Raw genomic sequence first — 21,100 nt, forward strand, 5'->3', positions numbered from 1 at the left:
TTCTCATAAAAAATGCCCCTAAAAAGTGTATAACTTTTTGGGGGCAGTCCATTTTTGGAGAGTTTTTTTAATCGTTTTATGTTAAAAATCAGTTTGCTAAAACTAGTTTGCTTTTATTATTTATCTACCTTAGTAACTCCAAAATGATAAACAATAATTCATTTAAAGACCGTTCTTTTTTGTGAGGGCGGTTTTTTTATTTTGATGGTTTCGCTCTCAAATATTGATGTGGATAAAAACAATCATCGCCATTTTGCCAAGAAGATTGAACTGCGAAATAAGGATTTCTCAGCATTTCTCTAGCCAAGAAAATCAAATCTGCTTGTCCGTTTTCTAAAATTTCTTCGGCTTGTTCTGCCGAAGTGATTAATCCAACTGCGCCAGTTGCAATTTCTGAAATTTTCTTAACATCTTCTGCTAAAGGAACCTGATAACTTGGTCTCAAAGGAATGGTTACACCGTTGATATTTCCACCACTGGAAACATCGACCAAATCTACATTTTTGGTTTTTAAAATTTTAGTCAATTCTACACTGTCGGTGATTTCCCAACCATTTTCTGCATATTCGGTTCCGGAGATTCTTACAAAAAGTGCTTGTCTTTCTGTAATTTCAGAATTTACTGCATCCACAATTTCCATCAAGAATCTTGCTCTGTTTTCCGGATTTCCACCATATTCATCGGTTCTTGTATTGGAAAGAGGAGACAAAAATTGATGAATCAAATAACCGTGCGCCCCGTGAATTTCTATCACATCAAATCCTGCATCAACCGCTCTTTTAGTTGCTTTTCGAAAATCTTCCACCAAATTTTTGATTTCTTCAACAGATAATTCGTGAGGAATTCTTTCGGAATGATGAAAAGGAATTGGACTTGGAGCAATGGTTTCCCAACCTTCTTCCAAACTCATTTGTCGGTTAGTTTCAGCAGAAATAGAACCTTTACGTCCAGCGTGAGCTAGTTGAATCCCGATTTTACTTTCCGAATTCTGGTGAACAAAATCAACGATTTTTTTCAAAGCCAAAGCTTGTTCATCATTCCAGATTCCAAGGCATTTGTTCGTGATTCTTCCGCGTGGTTCAACGCCTGTTGCTTCTACGATAATCAGTCCTGCGCCACCTTGAGCGCGACTTCCGTAATGAACAAAATGGAAATCATTCGCAACGCCGTCTTCTGCAGAATACATACACATTGGCGACATTACGATTCGGTTTTTCAGTTCTACATTTCTAAATGTTATTGGTGTGAAAAGTTTCATTTTTAGATTTTTTATTATTGAAAGGCATCGAGAGCCTCAGCCTGACAAACTTATTTTACATTAAAGATTTCACAAGATTGTCATCTTGAGGTTCTCGAAAGATTATTATTAATTATTGAAATAAAAAGGAAAACTCAATGTGTTTCCATAATTGGTCCAGGTTCCTTCGAATTTCAATTGGTTTTTGTCTGATGATTCTTTGAGCGTTAATTCTCCGGAGAAGATTCCGTTGTGTTTTCCGTTTCCTTTTTCCGACAATTTCAAATCGTAGATTTTGGATTGGTCTTTTGAGTTTTGAGTTTTTTCTGCATCCAAAGTTATAGTTCCTTCGAAGTAAGCTTTTGTTCCTTCTACATCCGAAAAACCAAAAACTTTGTAAGTGTCTTTTTCCTGATTTTCTGTAGAAATAGTTTCGAAAAGAACTTTTAGATTGGCTGAATTATCGATTTTTCCAGTGAAAAATTCGTTGTTGTTTTTGATTAATTTCTCAACTTCTTGTGCGTTGAAAATTGTAAATCCGAAAATAAGGACTAAAAGAAAAATTACTTTTTTCATAACTACTTTTTTAACGTTGAATTACTCGCAACCCGACTTGAGCGGAAATCCTTTTTACGAAACGAAGTGGAGTAAAAAGATTGGGAGCGGAAGGCGGATAAGTTGCCCTAAAATTAAACTCCAAACTGTGTCAAATGATGGTCAAGATGTTTGGACATCATATTGTTCCATTCGGTTGCAGTGAGTTTTCCGAAGTTGAAACTCTCTTTTCCGTCAAAAGCTTCTGCTCCTAATTGTTGTGTTTTTTGGATGAACCCAATGATTCTTTTTCTCTCTTCTTCGAAAACTTTGTCATTGGTAATCACGAACATCGCGGAAGTTGGAGAGTTGTGTTTGTAAGGCGTTTCGCTCACGACTTTGGACTTTACGAAGTTTTTTAAAAGCCATTTGGTGATAAAAGTAGGCTTTCTGTGTTTTTCCTGTTCGTAGATGAGTTCGTAAGTCACATTACAGTGAGCTAGCATTTTGTCAACGGACATTACGCCCCATTTCGGGAAAGAATCTTCCGTGAGTGCATTGATTCTCTTGATGAAATGCGAAGTGTCGTTTTGGTCAAATATATTCTTCATTTTTTTTAGGTCGTGATTTTATTTATCTGATTGAGCTTTTCTATTAATAATTTGTTGCGCTTTCTGTGCTTGATTAATTTAAGAAGAAACCAAATAAAAATGATTGAAGAAATGGTGATAATAATGAAGCTTATGATTCTCAATCTGTTTTTTTGTTCCTCGATTTTTTTGTTGTTTTCCTGATTCAGGACATCGATGCTTTTGTTGAGGGAAGTGAGCTCGCTTTGTTCTCTGGCAAATTTGGTCTCGATGTACAGTTTGTTGTACACTTCATAATTGTTCCAATCTTGAAGTGCGAGATAATTGTCAGAAAAACCTTTGTAAATTCCTTCACTCAAGACAAGGTCGCCAACTTTTTTGGACAGATTGACAGATTTTTTCAAAAGCTCAATCGCTTCCTGATGTTTTCCCAAAACCGTCAGATTCTCCGACAAACCTTTGTAGGCAAAAGCCTCCAAACTCTCTGCTCCAACAGATTTTGCAACTTCAGCGGATTTTAGAAAATACTTTTCGGCTTCCTGATATCTTTTCAAATAAAAATAGCAATAGCCGATGTTGTAAAGGAAAACACTGGAGTTGGCAACAGCATTATCATAGTTTCCAACTTTTTTGATGTAGTCCAAACCGATGAGAAGTTTTTCCAAAGCCAACTCGTTATTATCCTGAGATTTATAAACCAAACCTCTCAAAGCAGAATTGAGTCCAAGATAATAAGTCTTGAATTTCCCGTCAGGAAGTTGATTACAAATTTGATAAGATTCGTCCAAGATTTCCAAAGTCTTGCTGTTGAGTCCCATCTGCTGATATTGTATAGACGTTGCATTCAGGATTTTTACTTTTTGCTCGGGATTGGTCACATTTTTACTCAGTTCTTTCATCTTCAGAACCCAATCCAGAGATTTGTCAAAGTCCCTTTTTGAAATATAAGAATGAGATATAAGTTTGTAAAGCTTGATGAGATTGTCCGGATTTTTCTCATTTTTCAGCATTTCCGTAGCTATTTTCTGAGATTCTTCAGGGTTTTGATAAATGTCAGAAAGCGCTTTTTTATACAATTGCTCATTGTACTGGGATTTGAAAATTCCGGTAAAAGAGAAAATAACTAATATGAAAAGTAAACGTTTCATTATTTGTTCTGAGTCAATTGTTGAATGTAAGTGTTTGGCGAAATTCCTGTCACAGATTTGAAAACAGTTGTAAATGCGCTGTGAGACGAAAATCCTGCTTTCTCAGCGAGATAACTTACTTTATAATTAAGATAAGCCGAATCGGTTTTTAGGAGATAAGCAATGTAATTGATTCTTAGTTCGTTGATGTAATTGTTGTAATTCTTTTCTTTGTATTTATTGATGATTTCTGATAGATATTTGGTGTTGGTTTCCAATTGTCCGGCTAGAACAGCGAGAGACATTTCCTTACTCAAGAACTTTTCCGATTTTTCAAATTCTTCAAGACGAGAAAGAATATCTGCTTCTTTTTCTTTCGAAATCAATGGTGTTTTTCTGGATGTTTCTGATTCCGATTTTTCAGTTTTTTCTTCTGGAACAACTTCTTTTTGACTCAGTTTTTCAATAAATTCCTGTTGTTTTGTGTAGAATTCGATTTGTTTTTGGATTGATTTTGCTTTTCTTTTTTCTGAAATACTAATGAGAATAATGGCGATAATTCCAATCAAACAAATAATGAAAATAATCAGAATATTATTAACAAAATTGCTTTGAGAATTTTCAATACGTTTGGCTTCATATTGCTCATTCAACTTAATTAGATTACGTAAAGCCTCTTTTTTACTTTGGTCGAGTTTGTCGGTTTGTTCTTTATATATTGAATAATATTTCTGATACAAATCTTCGTTTTTCAACGCAAGGTAATTCTTGGACAAATCATCGTAGATTCGATATTTCAAAGCGTTGTAAGGTTTGTTTTGAATTAATTCCAAAGCTTCATTCAAGTTTTCAGTTGATTTTGAATAATCTTTTTTAAGGAAATTAATTCGCCCCAAATTATCCAGATTGAAAGCTCTCAAAAATACATATTGAGGCGTTTTTTTTAGTTTTTCCTGAATTTCATAAACCAGTTTTTTAGCTTTATCAATTTGATATTGAGAAATATAGATGAAAGTTTGGTAAATCTGATTTTCTATCGAAATGATAAAATCTTCATCCGTGTTTTTTAATTGAGAATGACTTTGATTAAGGTTTTCTTCTGCTTCTTTCCACTTTTTTTCAACCATTAGATTAGAAGCGTGCAATTGGTAGATGTAAGCCAATAGGTTTTCAGGATATTGCTTTGATTTTATCTTCGAAGCTTTATCAACCAGATTTTGAGAGATTCTTATGGATTGTTTATATAATCTCAAGGATTGATATTGCTGAGCTAAAGCATAATATGCATAGAAAGAATTGTTTTCATTTCTATTTTTATTCAGATTGTCGATAGATTGTTCAATCGATTTAGCATAATCACCTTTAAAATTATAAGCTCTGGAAAGGATGATTTGAACACGTTGTTTGATGAGTTCGCTCTCTTTATTTTCATCAATATTTTGGAGAATCTGGAAAGCGTTGTCAGGATTTTCGTAAAGACTTTTGTAGGCTTTGTCAAGAAGTTGTGATGTTTCTGGATTGCTTTGCGCCGAAATCAAAATGACGCCGGAAAAAACCATCAACCACAAAAAAAATACCCTGAACATACTACAAAAATAGTTTTTTTATTTGTGAATTTGAGGAATTTTGATAATTCTTTAGTGAAAAATGTATTGATATATTGATTTTGTTAAATATTTGAAAATCAGTTGTTTTTAGATTTAATACTTTAAAAATTCACGAATTACAAAAGCCAAACTTTAGGAATTGATAGGATTATGACATAAAATTGTAAACAAGTTTTTGAGACGAAAACTCAATCAACTACCGAAGAAAAATTACTATCAATATTTTATTAACTATTATGAAAAAAGTTTACTCGCTTTTGTTAGGCGTTATTACAATGTCTGCTTTTAATGCCCAGCAAATGGAACTGAAAGTTCTCAACGGAATGGGCTCACGTCTTTACGACATCAATAGCAATGGAATGGGAATTCATTCTGGTGCTTATTTCGATTTTGCTACTGCTGCTACAACGCCAACAGAAGGCGGAGAAAATACCAATAGGCTCAACAGTGCTGGTGATGTTGCTGGACTAATGGCTTTTACTGCTGAGGATGAAAGCGAAATTGGTCAAGCGGCATTTAGAAAAAATGGAATTTGGACAGCTATAGGTTATTTCGTTGGCGATGTTCCTGAAAACAGCTGGTTTAGCAATGCTAATGCTATTTCTGAAAACAGTAAGTATGTTACAGGACAAATCTCTACAAGTGTTGAAAACAGTTACGCTTTTATTTATGATACAGAAGCTGGAACTATCAAAAAACTGGATGGAGACGGTTCTTATGAATATGGTAGGGGAGAAGGGATAAACAGTTCAGGAATTGTTGCAGGTTTTGTGAACAAATATTCTATCAACGGAAGTACTTATTGGATTCCTGTTTATTATACGCCGGATGGAGTAGTGCATTACATTGGAGATTTGGGTTATGGAGAAGCAGCAGATATTAATGATGCTGGACAAGTTGTAGGTGTGAAAGATAATAAGCCTTTTATCTATGAGATTAATACGAATGTTTATAAAGAATTCAATATTCCTGCAGGATTTACTTCTGCGACTTTTACATCAATCTCTGAAAACGGAATTGCAGTTGGATATGCAGGACAGGCGGGAAATAGAGAAGTAATTATCTATCATCCTTCACTAAGCTCTAATCCTATTTTTCTTAAAGATATTTTAACAAGCCAAAATGTTGATGTCACAACTTTTGATGGCAAATTAGGAACAGGAATGGGAATTTCGGCTAACGGAAATTATGTGGCAGGTTTTGACAATTCTATTCCTCCATTTTTTGCTGCTGGTTGGGCTATTAATCTTAATGGTTTATTGTTAAGTTCCAACGATTGCTCAATTACTTGTCCAGATCACATAGAAACTACAATCGCAAGTGCTTCTGAGACTTCTGCTGTGGTTAATTATACGTTGCCGGTGACTTGTGGCTCTTCTTCATCTACTGGTTTGCAAACAGTTTTAGTTTCAGGATTAGAGTCAGGTTCTCAATTTCCAATTGGTGTGACGAATGTGGTTCACAACTTGGTAGATGCTGACGGAAAAATCGTTTACGTATGTTCTTTCCAGGTGACTGTTAATGATGTTTATTGTTCTACGACACCAACTTGGGGGGTGGATTCTATTACCAAAGTCCAGTTTGCAGGAATTGATAATTCTTCAGATATATATTCTTCTCAAACCAATGAATATTTCTTGGACAAAATAGGAGAAGTTAACCAAGGAACTCAGTATCCCATTACAATAGAAGCTAATACCAATGGAGGCTATGAGTATGCAACAGTATTCGTAGACTGGAACCAAAACGGAAGCTTTGCAGATGCTGGCGAGATGTATCAAGTAGGAGCAGTGACTTCCGATGGTACAGATGGAGCACAAATCACTGGAAATATAAGTGTGCCTGCTGATGCAACTGTTGGAAAAGCTAGAATGAGAGTGATTCTTAACTGGGATGCATTCATGGAAACACCTTGTGACAACTCAACTTATTTCTATGGACAGTCAGAAGATTATACACTGGATGTGAAAGAATCTCTTGGTGTTAATGATATTGATTCAAAATCTGTGAGCTATTATCCAAACCCGGTAAAAGATATCCTAAATCTTGTAAGCGAAAAAGATGTAACCAATGTTTCGGTTTACAATATCGAAGGTAAGTTGGTGAGAAACTTTGCAAGTCTTGATCAGTCAAAAGTTCAGTTGGATTTGTCAACGCTAATCACAGGAACTTATGTTGTAAAATCATCTACAAAGGACGGAAAAACAAAAACGTTCAAAGTGATTAAAAAATAAATCTTCTTCATAAATATGAGAAAAACCTGCATCAATATTGGTGTGGGTTTTCTTTTTAATGATTTGGGCAGCTTAATCCGTCTTCCGTTCCCGCTTTTTTCTTTTTTCTCAAAAAGAAAAAGAGCTCCACTCAAGCCGGGCTGCGAGTGATTCAGCGTTTAAATAGGCAACTTAAGAATCATAATTTCTCTAAGTTTTTGCGACTTTGTGATTTTTATTATTCGTTAACAAAACCCTAATTGTTCCTTTAAAATTGTTTTTTAGGTCGAGATGCTTTAACTTTGCACAAACCTAATCTAATGAGTAAAAAAGAAACGAAATACATCTTTGTGACAGGAGGTGTGACATCGTCACTGGGTAAAGGAATCGTCTCAGCTTCTTTGGGACTTCTACTGAAATCTCGCGGTTTCAAAGTTACCATCCAAAAACTTGACCCTTATATCAACATCGATCCAGGAACGCTTAATCCTTATGAACACGGCGAATGTTATGTGACCGAAGACGGTGCAGAAACAGACCTAGACCTTGGACATTACGAGAGATTCTTGGATTCTCCAACATCACAAAACAACAACGTTACAACCGGAAAAATCTACCAAACCGTTATTGAAAAGGAGCGTAAAGGGGATTTTCTTGGGAAAACAGTTCAGGTGATTCCACACATTACCAACGAAATCAAACGCAGAATCAAAATGCTTTCCAAAAAAGACTATGATATCATTATCACAGAAATTGGAGGAACAGTTGGTGATATAGAGTCGCTTCCTTATATAGAAAGTGTTCGTCAGTTGCAATGGGAATTAGGTAAAAATAATTCTATGGTTATTCATTTGACGCTATTACCATATTTAGCTTCTAGTGGAGAACTGAAGACAAAACCTTCTCAGCATTCTGTTCGTCAATTGATGGAAAGTGGGATTCAAGCAGATGTTTTGGTTTGCAGAACCGAGCATCACATTCCGAAAGAGCAGAAAGCAAAACTCGCTCAGTTCTGTAACGTAGGTATCGAAAGCGTTATCGAATGTATCGATATGCCAACGATTTACGAGGTTCCACTAGATTTACAAAGACAAAAATTTGATGAGGTTGTTCTTAAAGAATTGAATCTGCCTGTTGGAAAAGATTCTAACTTGAAAGACTGGAAATCATTCCTTAAAAAATACAAAAACCCTAAGAAAAGTGTAGAAATCGCTTTGGTTGGGAAATATGTATCGCTTCAGGATTCTTATAAATCTATTGCAGAAGCGTTCATACACGCAGGTGCAGATTTAGAAACAGAAGTTAATGTAAGATGGGTTTACAGTGGCGATATCGAAACTGAAGGTACAGAAAAACTCTTGAAAGGCGTTGACGGAATCCTTGTCGCTCCAGGTTTTGGCGATAGAGGAATCGAAGGTAAGATTCAAGCTGCGAAGTATGCGAGAGAGAACAAAGTTCCATTATTGGGAATCTGTCTTGGAATGCAGATTATGACCATAGAATTCGCTAGAAATGTCCTAAGCTTGGCGAAAGCCAACAGTATGGAGTTTGATACATCTACACCAGACCCTGTGATTTCTCTAATGGAAGAGCAGAAAAACGTTGTGGAAAAAGGTGGAACAATGCGTCTTGGCGCTTGGAAATGTGCTTTGAAACAAGGTTCAAAATTGGCTGAAATCTATGGTGCAAAAACCATTTCGGAGCGTCATCGTCACAGATACGAGTTCAATAGCGATTATAAAAAAGATTTCGAAGATAAAGGTCTTGTTCCAACAGGACTTAATCCCGAAACAGGCTTGGTCGAAACGTTAGAACTGAAAGACCATCCTTTCTATGTAGGCGTTCAATATCATCCGGAATATAAGAGTACGGTTGCAACACCACATCCTTTATTCAAAGCGTTTGTTAACGCTGCGGTAAAAAATAATAAATAAAAAGTATTAAACATAAATGTACAATGTATAATTCAGAATAAGGAAAAATACATTGTACATTTTACATTAATACATCAGAGTAAAGTATTTCCTTGAGCCATTCGTCTTTATAACGGAATCTGAAAAATAAATCCTATTTTTGCAGACCAAAATAAAAGATTTGAAATTTGAGATTTGATAGTATTAGTCAATTTCAAACTTCAAACTTTAAACTTTAAATTCAATTCTATAATGCAACAGAATAACGGATTAGACAAGAACCAGTTGATTAGTTTCGGGGTTTTTTCTATGATTCTTATCGGTTTTATGTTTTATTTCCAAAACAAAAATGCCAAAGCTGAACAAGAACAATTGGCTCTAGATGCCAAAAAAACAGAGCAGACTGCAAAAGCAAAAGTGTCTGCAACCAATCTGAACGCTGCAACAGTAACATCTACTGCTGTTCAGAAAGTTAATCTTCAGAATGATGAGTTAGCCCTTGAATTCTCTAGTGTTGGCGCACAATTGAGTTCTGTTAAATTAAACAAATTCAAAGCTTACGGAGATAAACCACTTTATCTTTTTAATAACAATAATTCTAATTACGGATTCGAGTTCAAGGATAAATCAGGTAAGGTTTTCAATACTAAGGATTTGGTTTTTGCGCCCCAAGTTGCAGGAAATGTTGTGACATTGAGTTCAAAAGTAGGGAACGCTGTTATTCAATTCATTTATACACTTAAACCAAAATATGCATTAGATTTCCAAGTTAAAACGCAAGGTTTGGCTAGCATAGTGAATGATGGTAAAGCTAATTTTGTTTGGAATTACAATGTAAGAAGCGCTGAAAAAGGGCGTTCGCAGGAAGAAACTCACACAGAGTTTTCTTATGCGTTCAACAATTATAAAGACTACGATTACGACGCTCGTTCTGATATGGATGAGCCGGACGAAACGCTGAACTGGATTGGTGTAAAACAACAGTTCTTCGCAGCGGTTATCGAAGCTAAAAACGGATTCACAAAATCAAAAGGAAACCAAGAAGCTATTCCGGAAGGTGAGTTTTTGAAGAAATTCAATTATGACGGTCAATTTAATTTGTCAGGAAATGAATTGAATCAAGACTTCACTTGGTATTTTATGCCATTGGATATGGATTTGTTGAAATCATTTGACAAAAACTTTGACGAGATTATTCCACTAGGCTGGTCATTCATCGGTTCATTAAACAGATATGTGTTTATGCCGTTGTATGATTTGCTTTCTAGCTGGGGAATCGCAGCAGGTTGGGCAATTTTCTGGATGACGATTATTGTAAAATTAATTTTGTCTCCGGTAATGTTCAAACAGCACAAACTAAGTGCAATGATGAAAGTAATTCGTCCGGAAATTGATGAAGTGAATGCCAAATTCAAAGATGCTGACCCGATGAAAAAACAACAGGAAACAATGGCGGTTTATCGAAAAGCCGGCGTGAATCAAATGGCGGGTTGTTTGCCTGCGTTGGTTCAGATTCCGTTGTTCTATGCACTTTTCCGTTTCTTCCCGAATATGCTGGAGCTTAGAGGAAAAAGCTTCTGGTTCGTTCCAGATTTGACGGCTTATGACGATATCATCAGTTGGGGGACCAACATTCCGTTGCTAGGAAACCACTTAAGTGTATTTGCGATTGCGTGTACAATTGTGATTTTGATTTACACGATTATGACTTCAGGAAACATTCAGCAGCCTCAACAGGAAGGAATGCCGAATATGAAAGTCTTGATGTACATCTTCCCAATCACGTTCCTATTCTTTTTGAATAGTTCTGCATCCGGTCTATCTTGGTACTATTTCGTATCCAATGCGATTAACATTGTGATTATTTTGGTGATTAAATATTTCATCCTTGATGAGAAAAAAATCCACGCTCAGATTCAGGCAAACAAACAGAAGGAACCTAAGAAAGAAGGTAAATTCCAGAAGAGAATGAGAGAGATGATGGAGAAAGCTCAAGAGCAACAAAAAGCACAGGAGCAAGCAAGAAACAAAAGAAAATAAATATTAAGCGGTAATTTTTACCGCTTTTTTTATTTTTGCCAAATGTATGTCAGGCTGAGCGGAGTCGAAGCCTTTTTGAATTTTTATTTACTATGAACTTAGAATCCACTTACGAATATCTCCAGCAATTCCTAACTCCGGAACGCTTCCAAAAAATCGAACATTACTCCAAAGAAAGTTCCGATTTTGTTTTGCCTGTGATGGAAGATATTTACCAATTCAGAAATGCGGCGGCGATTGTTCGTTCTGTAGAAGCCTGTGGATTTCACAAAGTGATTGCGATGGAGAAAGAAAATTTCTTTGAACCGAATCTAAAAGTCACTAAAGGCGCAGACACTTGGGTAGAAGTGGAAAAAATGCCGAGAACAATTGAGTCTTTACAAAATATCAAAAATCGAGGTTACAAGATTGTAGCAGTTTCTGCAGAGAATAATGCAAAAATGCTTCCTGATTATAAAATCGAAGAACCTTTAGCTTTAGTTTTCGGAACAGAATGGGAAGGAACTACAGATGAGCTTTTGGACTTTGCTGATGAAACCTTAGCTATTCCGATGTTTGGATTTACGAGAAGTTTCAATGTTTCTGTTGCCGCCGCAATCTGTATGTACGAGCTTAAACAAAAACTTCTGAAATCTGATATTGATTATAAGCTGTCCGAAGAAAAATTACTTCAAATGAAAATCCGATGGGCAAAAAACTCGATTCCGAGTGGTGATATGATTTTGGAGAAATATTTGAGGGAGAATTTGTAATTTCATTTAATGAAAAAACTGATACTTTTAATTTTTCTATTTTTAATTTTTTCTTGTAAGAAGGAAGAAGAGAAAAGAGATATTATAAATCAAAAAGATGGCGATTGGATAATTTTAAATGATAAAAATAAAATTCCAGAACAAATCAAAGATTTTTTTGTTGCATCAGAAAAAGATGAATTAAAAATTGCTAATCCCAATGAAGAATTTAATGTAACTGATGTTGTTTTAAAGCCTAATCTACCTATCAGACAGTTAAGATTATTAGAAAAGAAAAATGAAATCTGGAGAATGGTTTACATCCAAGGCGGGATTGGAAAATCGTACCAATTTTATGAGTTTAAAATACAAGGAGACACAATTTCTCAAATTAAGAAAGGTTATTCTTTTAAAAATATTGAAACTAATGATTCTTTGGAATATTATATTAACAAGGGAAATATTAAATTTGAAAAAATCAAAATTAAATACAGAAACTTAGACTAAAACATCTTATCATAATTCCAAGCTGCAACAAAAATTCCTGCAGTTTCTGTTCTCAATCTTTGATTTCCTAGAGAAACAGCTTTAATTCCTTTGTCTGCTAAAAGCTGAATTTCTCTATCAGAAAAGTCACCTTCCGGTCCAATAAGGAAAGTGTATTGTGAAAAAGTATTCGAGAGCCTCAGACTGACATCGTTTGAACTATTAGTTTTTTCATTCTGAGCTTTTCGAAGAATCTCTAAATCATTCAGATTAATTCTTTCCAAGCTTTCATTACAATGAGCTACAAATGTATTTTCGGGATTAAGGTTTTTCATAAAGTCAGAAAACTTAATCAAATCATTGACTTTCGGAAAATGAAATCTGTGGCTTTGTTTTGAAGCTCCAATAGCTTGTTTTCTCAGTTTTTCGATGCTGATATTCTTACGTTCTGTTTTTTCTGTGAGAATAAAACTAATTTCCGCGATTCCCATTTCCACAGCTTTTTCAACGAAAAATTCGATTCTGTCGATGTTTTTTGTTGGTGCAATTGCGATATGAAGTTTTGGTGAAAAATCGGGAAGATTTTCTTTGATTTCAGAAACGTCTAATGATACTTTTTTACCTTCGAAAACAAGATTTCCTTTGGCTAGATTTCCGTTTCCGTCGGTTACGAAAATCTCTTCACCTTCGCGCATTCTGAGAACTTTGGTGATGTGTTGTTGTTCATCAGAATCAATCAATATTTCAGGGAAAATCTGTCCAAAGAAAAGTTTCATAACTAATTTATTTTTTAGCAGGTTTTACTGCAGAGATTACCTTTTTCCCAATCGTAGCAAACAAAACCGCAGCTAAACCAAACACAATTCCCAAACCTAATTTTGAAAGAGCATTTTCTGGAAGTAAATGATGGATGTAATCAATATTATGAAGGAAAATCTCACCTGATACCAACAACAAAGCGATGGTTCCAACAACACCTAATATTTTGATAACGATTGGAAGAGCCTTAATCAAAATTTGTCCAAGCCTAGAGAAAAATCCTTTGTTTCCAGACTTTTTCATCAGAAAAAATCCAGCATCATCCATTCTTACAATCAATGCAACAATTCCGTAAACGCCAATGGTTGCAATGATGGCAACAAAAGAAACGCTCAGAATCTGTGTTAAAAGAGGATGTTGTTTTTCGATAACCGTTCCTAATGCGATAATCACAATTTCCAAAGACAAAATAAAATCGGTTTTAATCGCTGAACTGATTTTTGATTTTTCTGAGTTCTCATCTTCTTCTGGCAGCGCGCTTTCTTCTACAACTTCGTGTCCTTTTTTGTTTCTGTGAAAAAGGAATTCGATAATTTTTTCAACACCTTCGTAAGCCAAATAAACGCCACCAACAATTAAAATATAAGTGATTGCGGGCTCATAAAGCCATTTGAGTAAAAATATAAAAGGAATGATAATCAGTTTATTAATAAAAGAACCTTTGGTGATTGCCCACAGAACAGGAATCTCGCGAGAAGATAAAAATCCGGTTGCCTTTTCTGCATTCACGGCAAGGTCATCGCCAAGAATTCCGGCAGTTTTTTTTGTTGCTAATTTGCTGGTTACTGCGATGTCGTCCATCAATGCGCCAATATCATCTAAGATTGCGAAGAATCCTGAAGCCATAACTTTTTATTTTGATACAAAAATAAGTTTTAAACTTTAAAAGTCAATGCTTAAAGTTAATGGACGTATTATTTTTATTTGATGTTTTGAAATGCGATTTCATTTTCACTGATGAAAGCAATACCAGTTTTCGAGGTAGTGTAGATGTCTGTGTCACATTCTCGGTAAGAACACATATAGACTTCCTCAATCCAAGTGTTGTTGAGGAAAATAAGATTGAGGTATTCGTTTTTTTTAAGGTTGTTTTTGATGGAGAGGAAATCGCCTTCTTTGGGCTCATATGGAAAACTGAATACATTTTCAGAATTGATAGTTTCCAAAATTTCTTCTTTGATATCTTGTATAAAACCGGTTTCAGAACTTATCAAACCAAAATCTTCCGTTTCGCTTGGCGTTTCAACTTTACCCGTAATGGTTTCCAGAATCCAATAATATTTTGAATTCTTTTTAGATTGAGTTCCGAGTTGTTTTTCTTCTAATAGTAGTTTCATAAATTCTGTTTTTAAGTTTGTCCGCTAGTGTGAGCGTCTCGCTCGTACTGTGTTCACAAGCAAGATGCTCGCGCTAGCGTGGGGTTTACTCTTTCCCTATTTTAATTTTAAATGCTTTTGAAAATATCAATTGGGTTAAAAGAACTTCCAATATTTATAATAGTTTGGATTTCATCTTCGTCGATTCCGTCAATTTGAAGTGTAATTAAATTAAGAGGTTTGTTATTTTCAATTTTTCGTACGGATTCGATACTCTTGATTTTAGCTCTTTTATTAATTCCGGCAAAAACTAGATCAACAAAATTCTCATTGCTTGATATCTCTCCTTCAATTATTTCACCTGTTAGAAATAGTCTTCGATTTGTGATTTTTGTAGAAAAACTTAATCTAAATTTTGCCGTAATTTGATAATGCCAATTATTCCCACAGAATCTGCATTGTTTTGCTAATGGCGTTCTCGCTAATTTTCCACATTGCGGACAGTTATTAAAAAATACTTTGACGGGATTTTGTTCTAAAATTTTTTTAGCAGTTTGAATTTGAAAATTGTCATAACCGTTTAATAGAAGCTGTAAGACTTTTTGGTCTTTTTTAATCCATCCGTGTTTCAAGTAGAGATTTCTGATTTGTGGATTATCGAAATCACCACCTCGTATTATGCAAGAATTGGTATGTTTTATTGCAATTTGTTCTTCTCGACTCAGAAGATTTGAAAAATAATAAATAATATATTGTGCTTTTTCAATGTTCATAATTAATAATTACAAATCATACTTGGCAGTCGCAGTAGTCCTAATATCCGTAAACTCGCCACGTTCATATTTCAATTTTGCAACCATTGCAATCATTGCAGCGTTGTCTGTTGTATATTCGAATTTTGGGATGAAGATATTCCAGCCGAGTTTTTCACGATTGTGTTCCATTGCTTTTCTAAGACCAGAATTGGCAGAAACACCACCGGCAATGGCAACATCTTTTACATTAAGTTCTGAGGAAGCTTTTTCCAATTTATCCATTAAGATTTCAATAATGGATTTCTGAACAGATGCACAAAGGTCATTCAAATTGTCCTTAATAAAATCAGGATTTTTTCTCACTTCTTTTTGAATAAAATATAAAACCGAAGTTTTAATCCCACTGAAAGAATAATCATAACCTTCCATTCTCGGTTTGTTGAATTTGAAAGCATCAGGATTTCCTTCTTTGGCTAATCTGTCAACAATTGGTCCTGCAGGATAATCAAGGTCAAATATTTTTCCGATTTTGTCAAATGCTTCGCCTGCTGCATCATCAATCGTTTTGCCTATAATCTCCATTTCGAAATAATCCTTAACCAAAACAATCATCGTATGACCGCCAGAAACCGTCAAACATAAAAATGGAAAATTGGGTGGAGTAGGATTGGCATCATCTATAAAATGTGCTAAAATATGAGCCTGCAAATGGTTGACTTCTATCAAAGGAACGTCCAGACTCATCGCCAGAGATTTCGCAAAAGATGTCCCAACAAGCAAAGAACCCAAAAGACCAGGACCACGTGTGAAGCCAATCGCGCAAATGTCATTTTGTTGTATATTTGCTTTCGAGAATGCTTTTTCTACGACAGGAATGATGTTTTGCTGATGCGCTCGTGAAGCCAACTCTGGCACAACGCCACCATATTCATTATGGATTTCCTGATTGGCGGCAATGTTGGAAAGGATTTTGTTATCCCTGATGATTGCTGCGGAAGTGTCGTCGCAAGAAGACTCGATACCTAAAATAATTGACTCGCTCATAATAGATGGCAAAGTTAGAAAATAAAAATACAAATAACGAAGAACTAATCAATGACAAACCAGTCATCAAGAAGAAACGTTCGCTTTTTTTAACAATTCTGAGCACCGTTTCTTACAGCATTATTGCATTGGTTGCTTTGATCCTGATTATCATTAATCTTCCTGTTACCAAACGTTACATCGCCAATCAAGCCATAGATTTTCTGAATAAGGACCTGAAAATGGGAATGTCTATTGATGATATTGATGTCAATTTTTTCGGAGATGTTGCGATAAAAGGTTTACATATCAAAGATTATAAAGGTAATGAGTTTGTAAAAGCAAAAGAGATGCGAGTAGCGTCGGACTGGATGGCTTTGGCTTTCAATACAAGAGATATCAAATTCAATCAAGCAACCGTTATCGAGCCAACTATTCGTGTCATTACTTATAAAGGAGACAGCATCAGTAATTTTATCCGATACGTTGATAATTTTGATGACGGGAAACCTCGTGACCCAAAGAGGAAGCCTTTCAAAATGGGGATGAAGTTTGATATCATCAATGGGATTGCAAGTATCATCAACGAAAATAGTCCGGGAGAAGCGGGAAAATGGCTAGATGCAAGAAAAGTTAATCTAAATGTGACTTCTCTAAAAGTGGAAGGCGCAGATGTTTCTGCGGATATCAGGAATTTTAATTTCATTACAAAACGATACGGAAAGGAACATATTGTAGATACTTTTTCTACCAATTTTGAACTGACGAAAAAGCATCTGAAATTAGGGAATTTGACCTTCAATACAGACCATTCTTTACTTCAAGGAGAAGTAACGATGAATCTTGACCCGGTTACCAAGTTTGGTGATTTTGGAAACAAAGTCAAATGGGATTTGAAAATGATTCCGGGAAGTCAGATAAGTGGATATGATTTGAGTTATTTTGTGCCAGATTGGGACAATTATACGCCAATCAATATTTCAGGAACAATGACTGGACCACTTAATGATTTTACTTTAAATAATTTCTTAATTCGGTCACAAGAAATCAATCTGAATACCAACAAGATGACCATCTCGAGTGTTTTGGATAAGAAATTTTTCATCGAAAGTAAAAATGTTTCTGCTGATTTCACTTACAAAGGTTTGAAAGCTTCATTACCGAAATTCATCTCTTCTAAAATGGGAAATTTCGCTGATGATTTTGGAAGATTAAAATATAATGGTTCTGTAAGAGTTAATCCAAAGCAAGTCTATGCAACAGGTAATATGATTACTGGAATTGGGCAAGCAAAAGTAACCAATTTTAATCTCGTAGATTACAGTACAAAACGTCCAAAATATAGAGGATTGGCCGAAGTCAAAGATTTGAATGTAACAGCTTTGACAAAAAACAAACAAGTTGGATTGATTTCCGGAAAATTTAATGTTCAGGGAGAAGGTTTTGATGTGAATACGATGTATGTGAAAACCACTTCGGATGTTAATCATATCGATTTGTTGGGGAAAAGCCTTAATAATATTTCGATTGACGGAATCCTTAATAAAAAACGATTTACAGGAAATGTTAATTCCAACGATGCTCACGCCAAAGGGACTTTCAAAGGTTTTGTAGATTTCAGCACCAAAAGATTACTGGCGGATTTTGATGCGGATATCAAATATGTGGATTTGAACTATTTTGGAGTTTCTGCAGGCGATACGAATTCTGTAAGTGGACATATTGTAGGCAAAGCGGCGATGACGAATCTGAATGATTTGAATCTTGATACAAGTATTCAAAACCTAACGCTTAATTCTTCGTCTCAAAAACTTCATATTCCGGATTCCAAAATCAAAGCTTTCTTTGAAAATGGAAACAGGATTGTTTCTTTAGATGCGCCTGGAGCTGTTAACGGAAGAATTTCTGGAAGATTTGATTTGGAAGATATTGGGAAGATGATAACCAACAGTATCAATAAAATAATGGTTGGGAATCCTCCGAAGAAAACTTACAACGGACAGAATTTCGATTTTGATTTTGATGTAAAGCAAGGTTTGGTAGCTTTCTTTGTTCCGAACTTAGAATTACCAGATGGTGCGAAAGTAGCTGGGAAATACGATGGTAATACCAACGATTTGATTCTGAATGCTGATGCTACAAAAATCAAATATGTGATGACAAGCAAAAAAGAATTGACCGAATCTGAAAAATTCCTGGCAGAAACAGATGCTACTTATCAACCAGATTTGACTAAAACCAAAGACAGCGCCATGGTGGATAGTCTGAGATTAAGAGTTAACACTGCTAATTTTGAAAAACAATTGGATTTATATGCTAAAAGAGCTCAATATGCTAAAAATGTTTTGCGAGATGTAGATTTTGTTGCGGCTAACAGAAATAGTCAGGTTTTGTATATCTCTACAACCTTCGAGTTGGGAACCTTGGATGATGAAGCTGCAAAGAAAATGAAAGAATATGCAGTTAATATTAATCAGACAACTAATTCTGCGGGTGATTATGTTTTCCGTTTTGAACCTACGACAATTACCTTTAATAATGTAGCTTGGAGTGTAGATACCAGCCCGGAACTCAATCATTCGATTACTTATAGAAATAAGGAAAAAGATTTTATAGTTCAAAATTTGAGAATCTTTTCTGATGAAAGTGAGCTATTGGTAAAGAATGCAGACTTTAAATCAGCTAAAGATTTTACGGCAGATGCAGAAGTTAAGAACTTTGATATTTCTAAGTTGTTAGCCTTAGGGAATGGAGGGGAAAATGATTTGGATATCAAAGGTATTGCTAACGGAACAATCTTGGTTAAGAAATCGGGGAATAATCTGGAACCATTGGTAGATCTAGATATCGAGAATATCTTTATGAATGACAAAGCAATGGGTAACATCGAAACCAGAATTACCAAAAGTGAAAAACCGAATGTCTTTGATGTTAACATTCAGGCATTGTCTTCGGATTTGTTAGGTCATAATACTTTGGATGTTACGGGAACGATTGATAATAATCCTTCTTCGCCAGTTCTGGATGTGAGTGCTAAAATGGACGAATTTGATCTTGCATTTGCTCAACAGTTTGTGAAACAGATTTTTGGAAATTTCCGAGGGAAAGCTACAGGAGATTTGAAAATTTCTGGTCCAATGAATGATTTGGATTATAGTGGAGATATTGCTTTGAAAGGATTTGGCTTGAAATTGTTGTTTACAGGAGTAGACTATTCTTTTGATGATACGGTAATCAATCTTTCAAGAGGTTTGGCACTTCTTAATAATATTGCAATCAAAGATGGAAGGTCTAATTCTAAAGGAAGTATTTCTGGATCAATTCAATTTGAAACTTTATCATCTCTTGGTGTCAACTTGATTATGAGGGCGGATAATCTTTTGGTCCTTAATTCTACTCAAGAAGAAAATGATCTTTTCTGGGGACGTGTTTATGGAGAAGGAGATGTCTATGTCAGTGGACCAGTTTCGGGGTTGGAAATCAGTACACCAAATGATGGACTTAAAGTCATTAATAATAGTACATTTACTTTTAATAGTGCTTCTACAGCTAATGTAGATGAATTTAAAATTCTTAGATTCTTAAAACGTGATGAAGCGGGTGGGATTTCCATAGAGAAAAAGAAACAATCTGGGGCTAATATGCTGATAGATTTTGATGTAAGTATAGATAAAAACTCTATGGTTAATGTTTTGGTAGGCGATGATGTTGGAAGTATTGCTGTAAAGGGAGATGCCAATCATTTGAAATTCAGAATGGAAAGGAGTGGAAATATCCTGATGAATGGAACTTACACAGTAGACAATGGAACTTTTGTTTCCAAAGCTATCTTGGACAGAACTTTCCAAATTGCAAGAGGAAGCTTAATCCGATGGACAGGAAGTCCAATGTTGCCAGATCTTGATATCAAAGCCAATTATACCAGACCTATTACCAATACAGGAGAATATCTTGGGATGAGTCTTACACAGCCGGTTAATATTGTTTTAACAACCAAAATTACAGGAACATTGACTAAGCCAGATATTGCTTTTGGAGTTTCGGCACCAGATGTTTCGTCTCAAGTACGAGAAACTTTAGCCGAGAAAATGACTAATCAGGATGAGAGAGTGATGCAGTTTGGATCTATTCTTGTGCTTAATAGTTTTAATGTGGCAAGTTCCGGAGTTCCAATCAATGTTGGGAATACAGCTTTGAGCCAAGGTGTGAATATGGCTTTCAAACAATTGGGAAGTGTTCTTAATACCATCAGTAGCAATTTTCAAGTTAATTTGGATTATATAACAGGAGATTTGGGGTCTAATACTTCGGATAGGGCTAATACAAGTGTAAGCTTAGCATTATCACCTAGGATTAATTTTAAAACAGGCTTAGGAGTTCCGATTGCAAGAACAGAAAATACAAACAGCAACTATCTCTCTGCGGAAGGTACAATAGAATATGACTTCAGTAGAGCCAATAATGGAAGTCGATTACTAAGAGCATATTCCAAACCATCTAATTTTGGATTGGGTACAGCCACCGCCAATGCTTTAAATCAAAGCTATGGAGTTGGTGTTGTGTATAGTAGAAGTTTTAATTCGTTTAGAGGTTTGTTTAGGAAGCGAAAAAACAGAGATAAGACAAAATCTGACACAGTCGCGGTTAGGCAAAATAAAGAAGATTCTTTAAAAAACAAGCCGATAAAATGATAATTATCATGAGTTTGC

16 protein-coding genes are annotated in these 21,100 nt (G+C 35.2%); 6 read left to right on the plus strand and 10 right to left on the minus strand.

The features are described 5' to 3' along the window. Positions 1–196 precede the first annotated feature (196 nt). From namA to RTY06_RS15050, 5 genes are all read right to left on the minus strand, one after another. Positions 197–1,258, minus strand: coding sequence for an NADPH dehydrogenase NamA (namA, locus tag RTY06_RS15030; RefSeq protein ID WP_312825790.1), 1,062 nt, complete (start codon positions 1,256–1,258; stop codon positions 197–199). 108 nt (positions 1,259–1,366) lie between these two features. Beyond that, on the minus strand, positions 1,367–1,813 hold the full coding sequence (locus tag RTY06_RS15035) for a hypothetical protein (RefSeq protein WP_312825791.1): 447 nt from the start codon (positions 1,811–1,813) through the stop codon (positions 1,367–1,369). A 113-nt stretch (positions 1,814–1,926) separates the two neighbouring features. Further along, positions 1,927–2,382, minus strand: a complete 456-nt coding sequence (locus tag RTY06_RS15040; protein WP_312825792.1) for a DUF1569 domain-containing protein — start codon at positions 2,380–2,382, stop codon at positions 1,927–1,929. 5 nt (positions 2,383–2,387) lie between these two features. Then, positions 2,388–3,509, minus strand: coding sequence for a tetratricopeptide repeat protein (locus tag RTY06_RS15045; protein ID WP_312825793.1), 1,122 nt, complete (start codon positions 3,507–3,509; stop codon positions 2,388–2,390). After that, complete coding sequence (locus RTY06_RS15050; RefSeq protein ID WP_312825794.1) at positions 3,509–5,074, minus strand: helix-turn-helix domain-containing protein; 1,566 nt, start codon at positions 5,072–5,074, stop codon at positions 3,509–3,511. The genes RTY06_RS15045 and RTY06_RS15050 overlap by 1 nt, the downstream gene beginning before the upstream one ends. Positions 5,075–5,331: 257 nt before the next feature. On the opposite strand from RTY06_RS15050, the gene RTY06_RS15055 reads away from it, so the two are divergent. The 5 genes from RTY06_RS15055 (at position 5,332) to RTY06_RS15075 (ending at position 12,499) form a co-directional block, all read left to right on the plus strand. Continuing rightward, positions 5,332–7,329 carry a T9SS type A sorting domain-containing protein gene (locus RTY06_RS15055; protein WP_312825795.1) on the plus strand — a complete coding sequence of 666 codons (1,998 nt, stop codon included), beginning with the start codon at positions 5,332–5,334 and terminating at the stop codon, positions 7,327–7,329. A gap of 299 nt (positions 7,330–7,628) precedes the next feature. Beyond that, positions 7,629–9,242 (plus strand): CTP synthase, encoded by a 1,614-nt coding sequence (locus RTY06_RS15060; protein ID WP_312825796.1) that lies wholly within the window; start codon positions 7,629–7,631, stop codon positions 9,240–9,242. A 231-nt stretch (positions 9,243–9,473) separates the two neighbouring features. After that, positions 9,474–11,261: a membrane protein insertase YidC gene (gene yidC, locus RTY06_RS15065; protein ID WP_312825797.1), complete on the plus strand. Its 1,788-nt coding sequence runs from the start codon at positions 9,474–9,476 to the stop codon at positions 11,259–11,261. Between the two features lie 92 nt (positions 11,262–11,353). Continuing rightward, on the plus strand, positions 11,354–12,013 hold the full coding sequence (locus RTY06_RS15070) for an RNA methyltransferase (RefSeq protein WP_312825798.1): 660 nt from the start codon (positions 11,354–11,356) through the stop codon (positions 12,011–12,013). Between the two features lie 9 nt (positions 12,014–12,022). Next, entirely contained in the window at positions 12,023–12,499 is a 477-nt protein-coding gene (locus RTY06_RS15075; protein WP_312825799.1) for a hypothetical protein, read from the plus strand. Here the strand turns inward: RTY06_RS15075 and RTY06_RS15080 are convergent. From RTY06_RS15080 to tsaD, 5 genes are all read right to left on the minus strand, one after another. Further along, positions 12,496–13,254 (minus strand): RsmE family RNA methyltransferase, encoded by a 759-nt coding sequence (locus tag RTY06_RS15080; protein WP_312825800.1) that lies wholly within the window; start codon positions 13,252–13,254, stop codon positions 12,496–12,498. The genes RTY06_RS15075 and RTY06_RS15080 overlap by 4 nt on opposite strands. A gap of 7 nt (positions 13,255–13,261) precedes the next feature. Continuing rightward, positions 13,262–14,143 (minus strand): DUF808 family protein, encoded by an 882-nt coding sequence (locus tag RTY06_RS15085; RefSeq protein ID WP_312825801.1) that lies wholly within the window; start codon positions 14,141–14,143, stop codon positions 13,262–13,264. A 74-nt stretch (positions 14,144–14,217) separates the two neighbouring features. Next, entirely contained in the window at positions 14,218–14,634 is a 417-nt protein-coding gene (locus RTY06_RS15090; protein ID WP_312825802.1) for a hypothetical protein, read from the minus strand. A 107-nt stretch (positions 14,635–14,741) separates the two neighbouring features. Continuing rightward, the gene (locus RTY06_RS15095) at positions 14,742–15,386 is read right to left on the minus strand and encodes a hypothetical protein (RefSeq protein ID WP_312825803.1); all 645 of its coding nucleotides are present in this window, start codon (positions 15,384–15,386) and stop codon (positions 14,742–14,744) included. 9 nt (positions 15,387–15,395) lie between these two features. Beyond that, on the minus strand, positions 15,396–16,412 hold the full coding sequence (tsaD, locus tag RTY06_RS15100) for a tRNA (adenosine(37)-N6)-threonylcarbamoyltransferase complex transferase subunit TsaD (RefSeq protein ID WP_312825804.1): 1,017 nt from the start codon (positions 16,410–16,412) through the stop codon (positions 15,396–15,398). A gap of 5 nt (positions 16,413–16,417) precedes the next feature. Between tsaD and RTY06_RS15105 the strand changes: the two genes are divergently transcribed. Beyond that, complete coding sequence (locus RTY06_RS15105; protein WP_312825805.1) at positions 16,418–21,082, plus strand: translocation/assembly module TamB; 4,665 nt, start codon at positions 16,418–16,420, stop codon at positions 21,080–21,082. The last annotated feature ends 18 nt before the right edge of the window (positions 21,083–21,100 follow it).

Source organism: Epilithonimonas sp. (genome assembly GCF_032055105.1).
Classification (GTDB): Bacteria; Bacteroidota; Bacteroidia; order Flavobacteriales; family Weeksellaceae; genus Epilithonimonas.

Bases quoted from the DNA above. Each gene is read 5' to 3' on its own strand.
- yidC (WP_312825797.1), top strand. From the start codon at position 9,474: ATGCAACAGAATAACGGATTAGACAAGAACCAGTTGATTAGTTTCGGG.
- RTY06_RS15050 (WP_312825794.1), bottom strand. From the start codon at position 5,074: ATGTTCAGGGTATTTTTTTTGTGGTTGATGGTTTTTTCCGGCGTCATT.
- RTY06_RS15080 (WP_312825800.1), bottom strand. From the start codon at position 13,254: ATGAAACTTTTCTTTGGACAGATTTTCCCTGAAATATTGATTGATTCT.
- RTY06_RS15055 (WP_312825795.1), top strand. From the start codon at position 5,332: ATGAAAAAAGTTTACTCGCTTTTGTTAGGCGTTATTACAATGTCTGCT.
- RTY06_RS15070 (WP_312825798.1), top strand. From the start codon at position 11,354: ATGAACTTAGAATCCACTTACGAATATCTCCAGCAATTCCTAACTCCG.
- RTY06_RS15075 (WP_312825799.1), top strand. From the start codon at position 12,023: ATGAAAAAACTGATACTTTTAATTTTTCTATTTTTAATTTTTTCTTGT.
- RTY06_RS15035 (WP_312825791.1), bottom strand. From the start codon at position 1,813: ATGAAAAAAGTAATTTTTCTTTTAGTCCTTATTTTCGGATTTACAATT.
- RTY06_RS15060 (WP_312825796.1), top strand. From the start codon at position 7,629: ATGAGTAAAAAAGAAACGAAATACATCTTTGTGACAGGAGGTGTGACA.
- RTY06_RS15095 (WP_312825803.1), bottom strand. From the start codon at position 15,386: ATGAACATTGAAAAAGCACAATATATTATTTATTATTTTTCAAATCTT.
- tsaD (WP_312825804.1), bottom strand. From the start codon at position 16,412: ATGAGCGAGTCAATTATTTTAGGTATCGAGTCTTCTTGCGACGACACT.
- namA (WP_312825790.1), bottom strand. From the start codon at position 1,258: ATGAAACTTTTCACACCAATAACATTTAGAAATGTAGAACTGAAAAAC.
- RTY06_RS15040 (WP_312825792.1), bottom strand. From the start codon at position 2,382: ATGAAGAATATATTTGACCAAAACGACACTTCGCATTTCATCAAGAGA.
- RTY06_RS15105 (WP_312825805.1), top strand. From the start codon at position 16,418: ATGGCAAAGTTAGAAAATAAAAATACAAATAACGAAGAACTAATCAAT.
- RTY06_RS15090 (WP_312825802.1), bottom strand. From the start codon at position 14,634: ATGAAACTACTATTAGAAGAAAAACAACTCGGAACTCAATCTAAAAAG.
- RTY06_RS15045 (WP_312825793.1), bottom strand. From the start codon at position 3,509: ATGAAACGTTTACTTTTCATATTAGTTATTTTCTCTTTTACCGGAATT.
- RTY06_RS15085 (WP_312825801.1), bottom strand. From the start codon at position 14,143: ATGGCTTCAGGATTCTTCGCAATCTTAGATGATATTGGCGCATTGATG.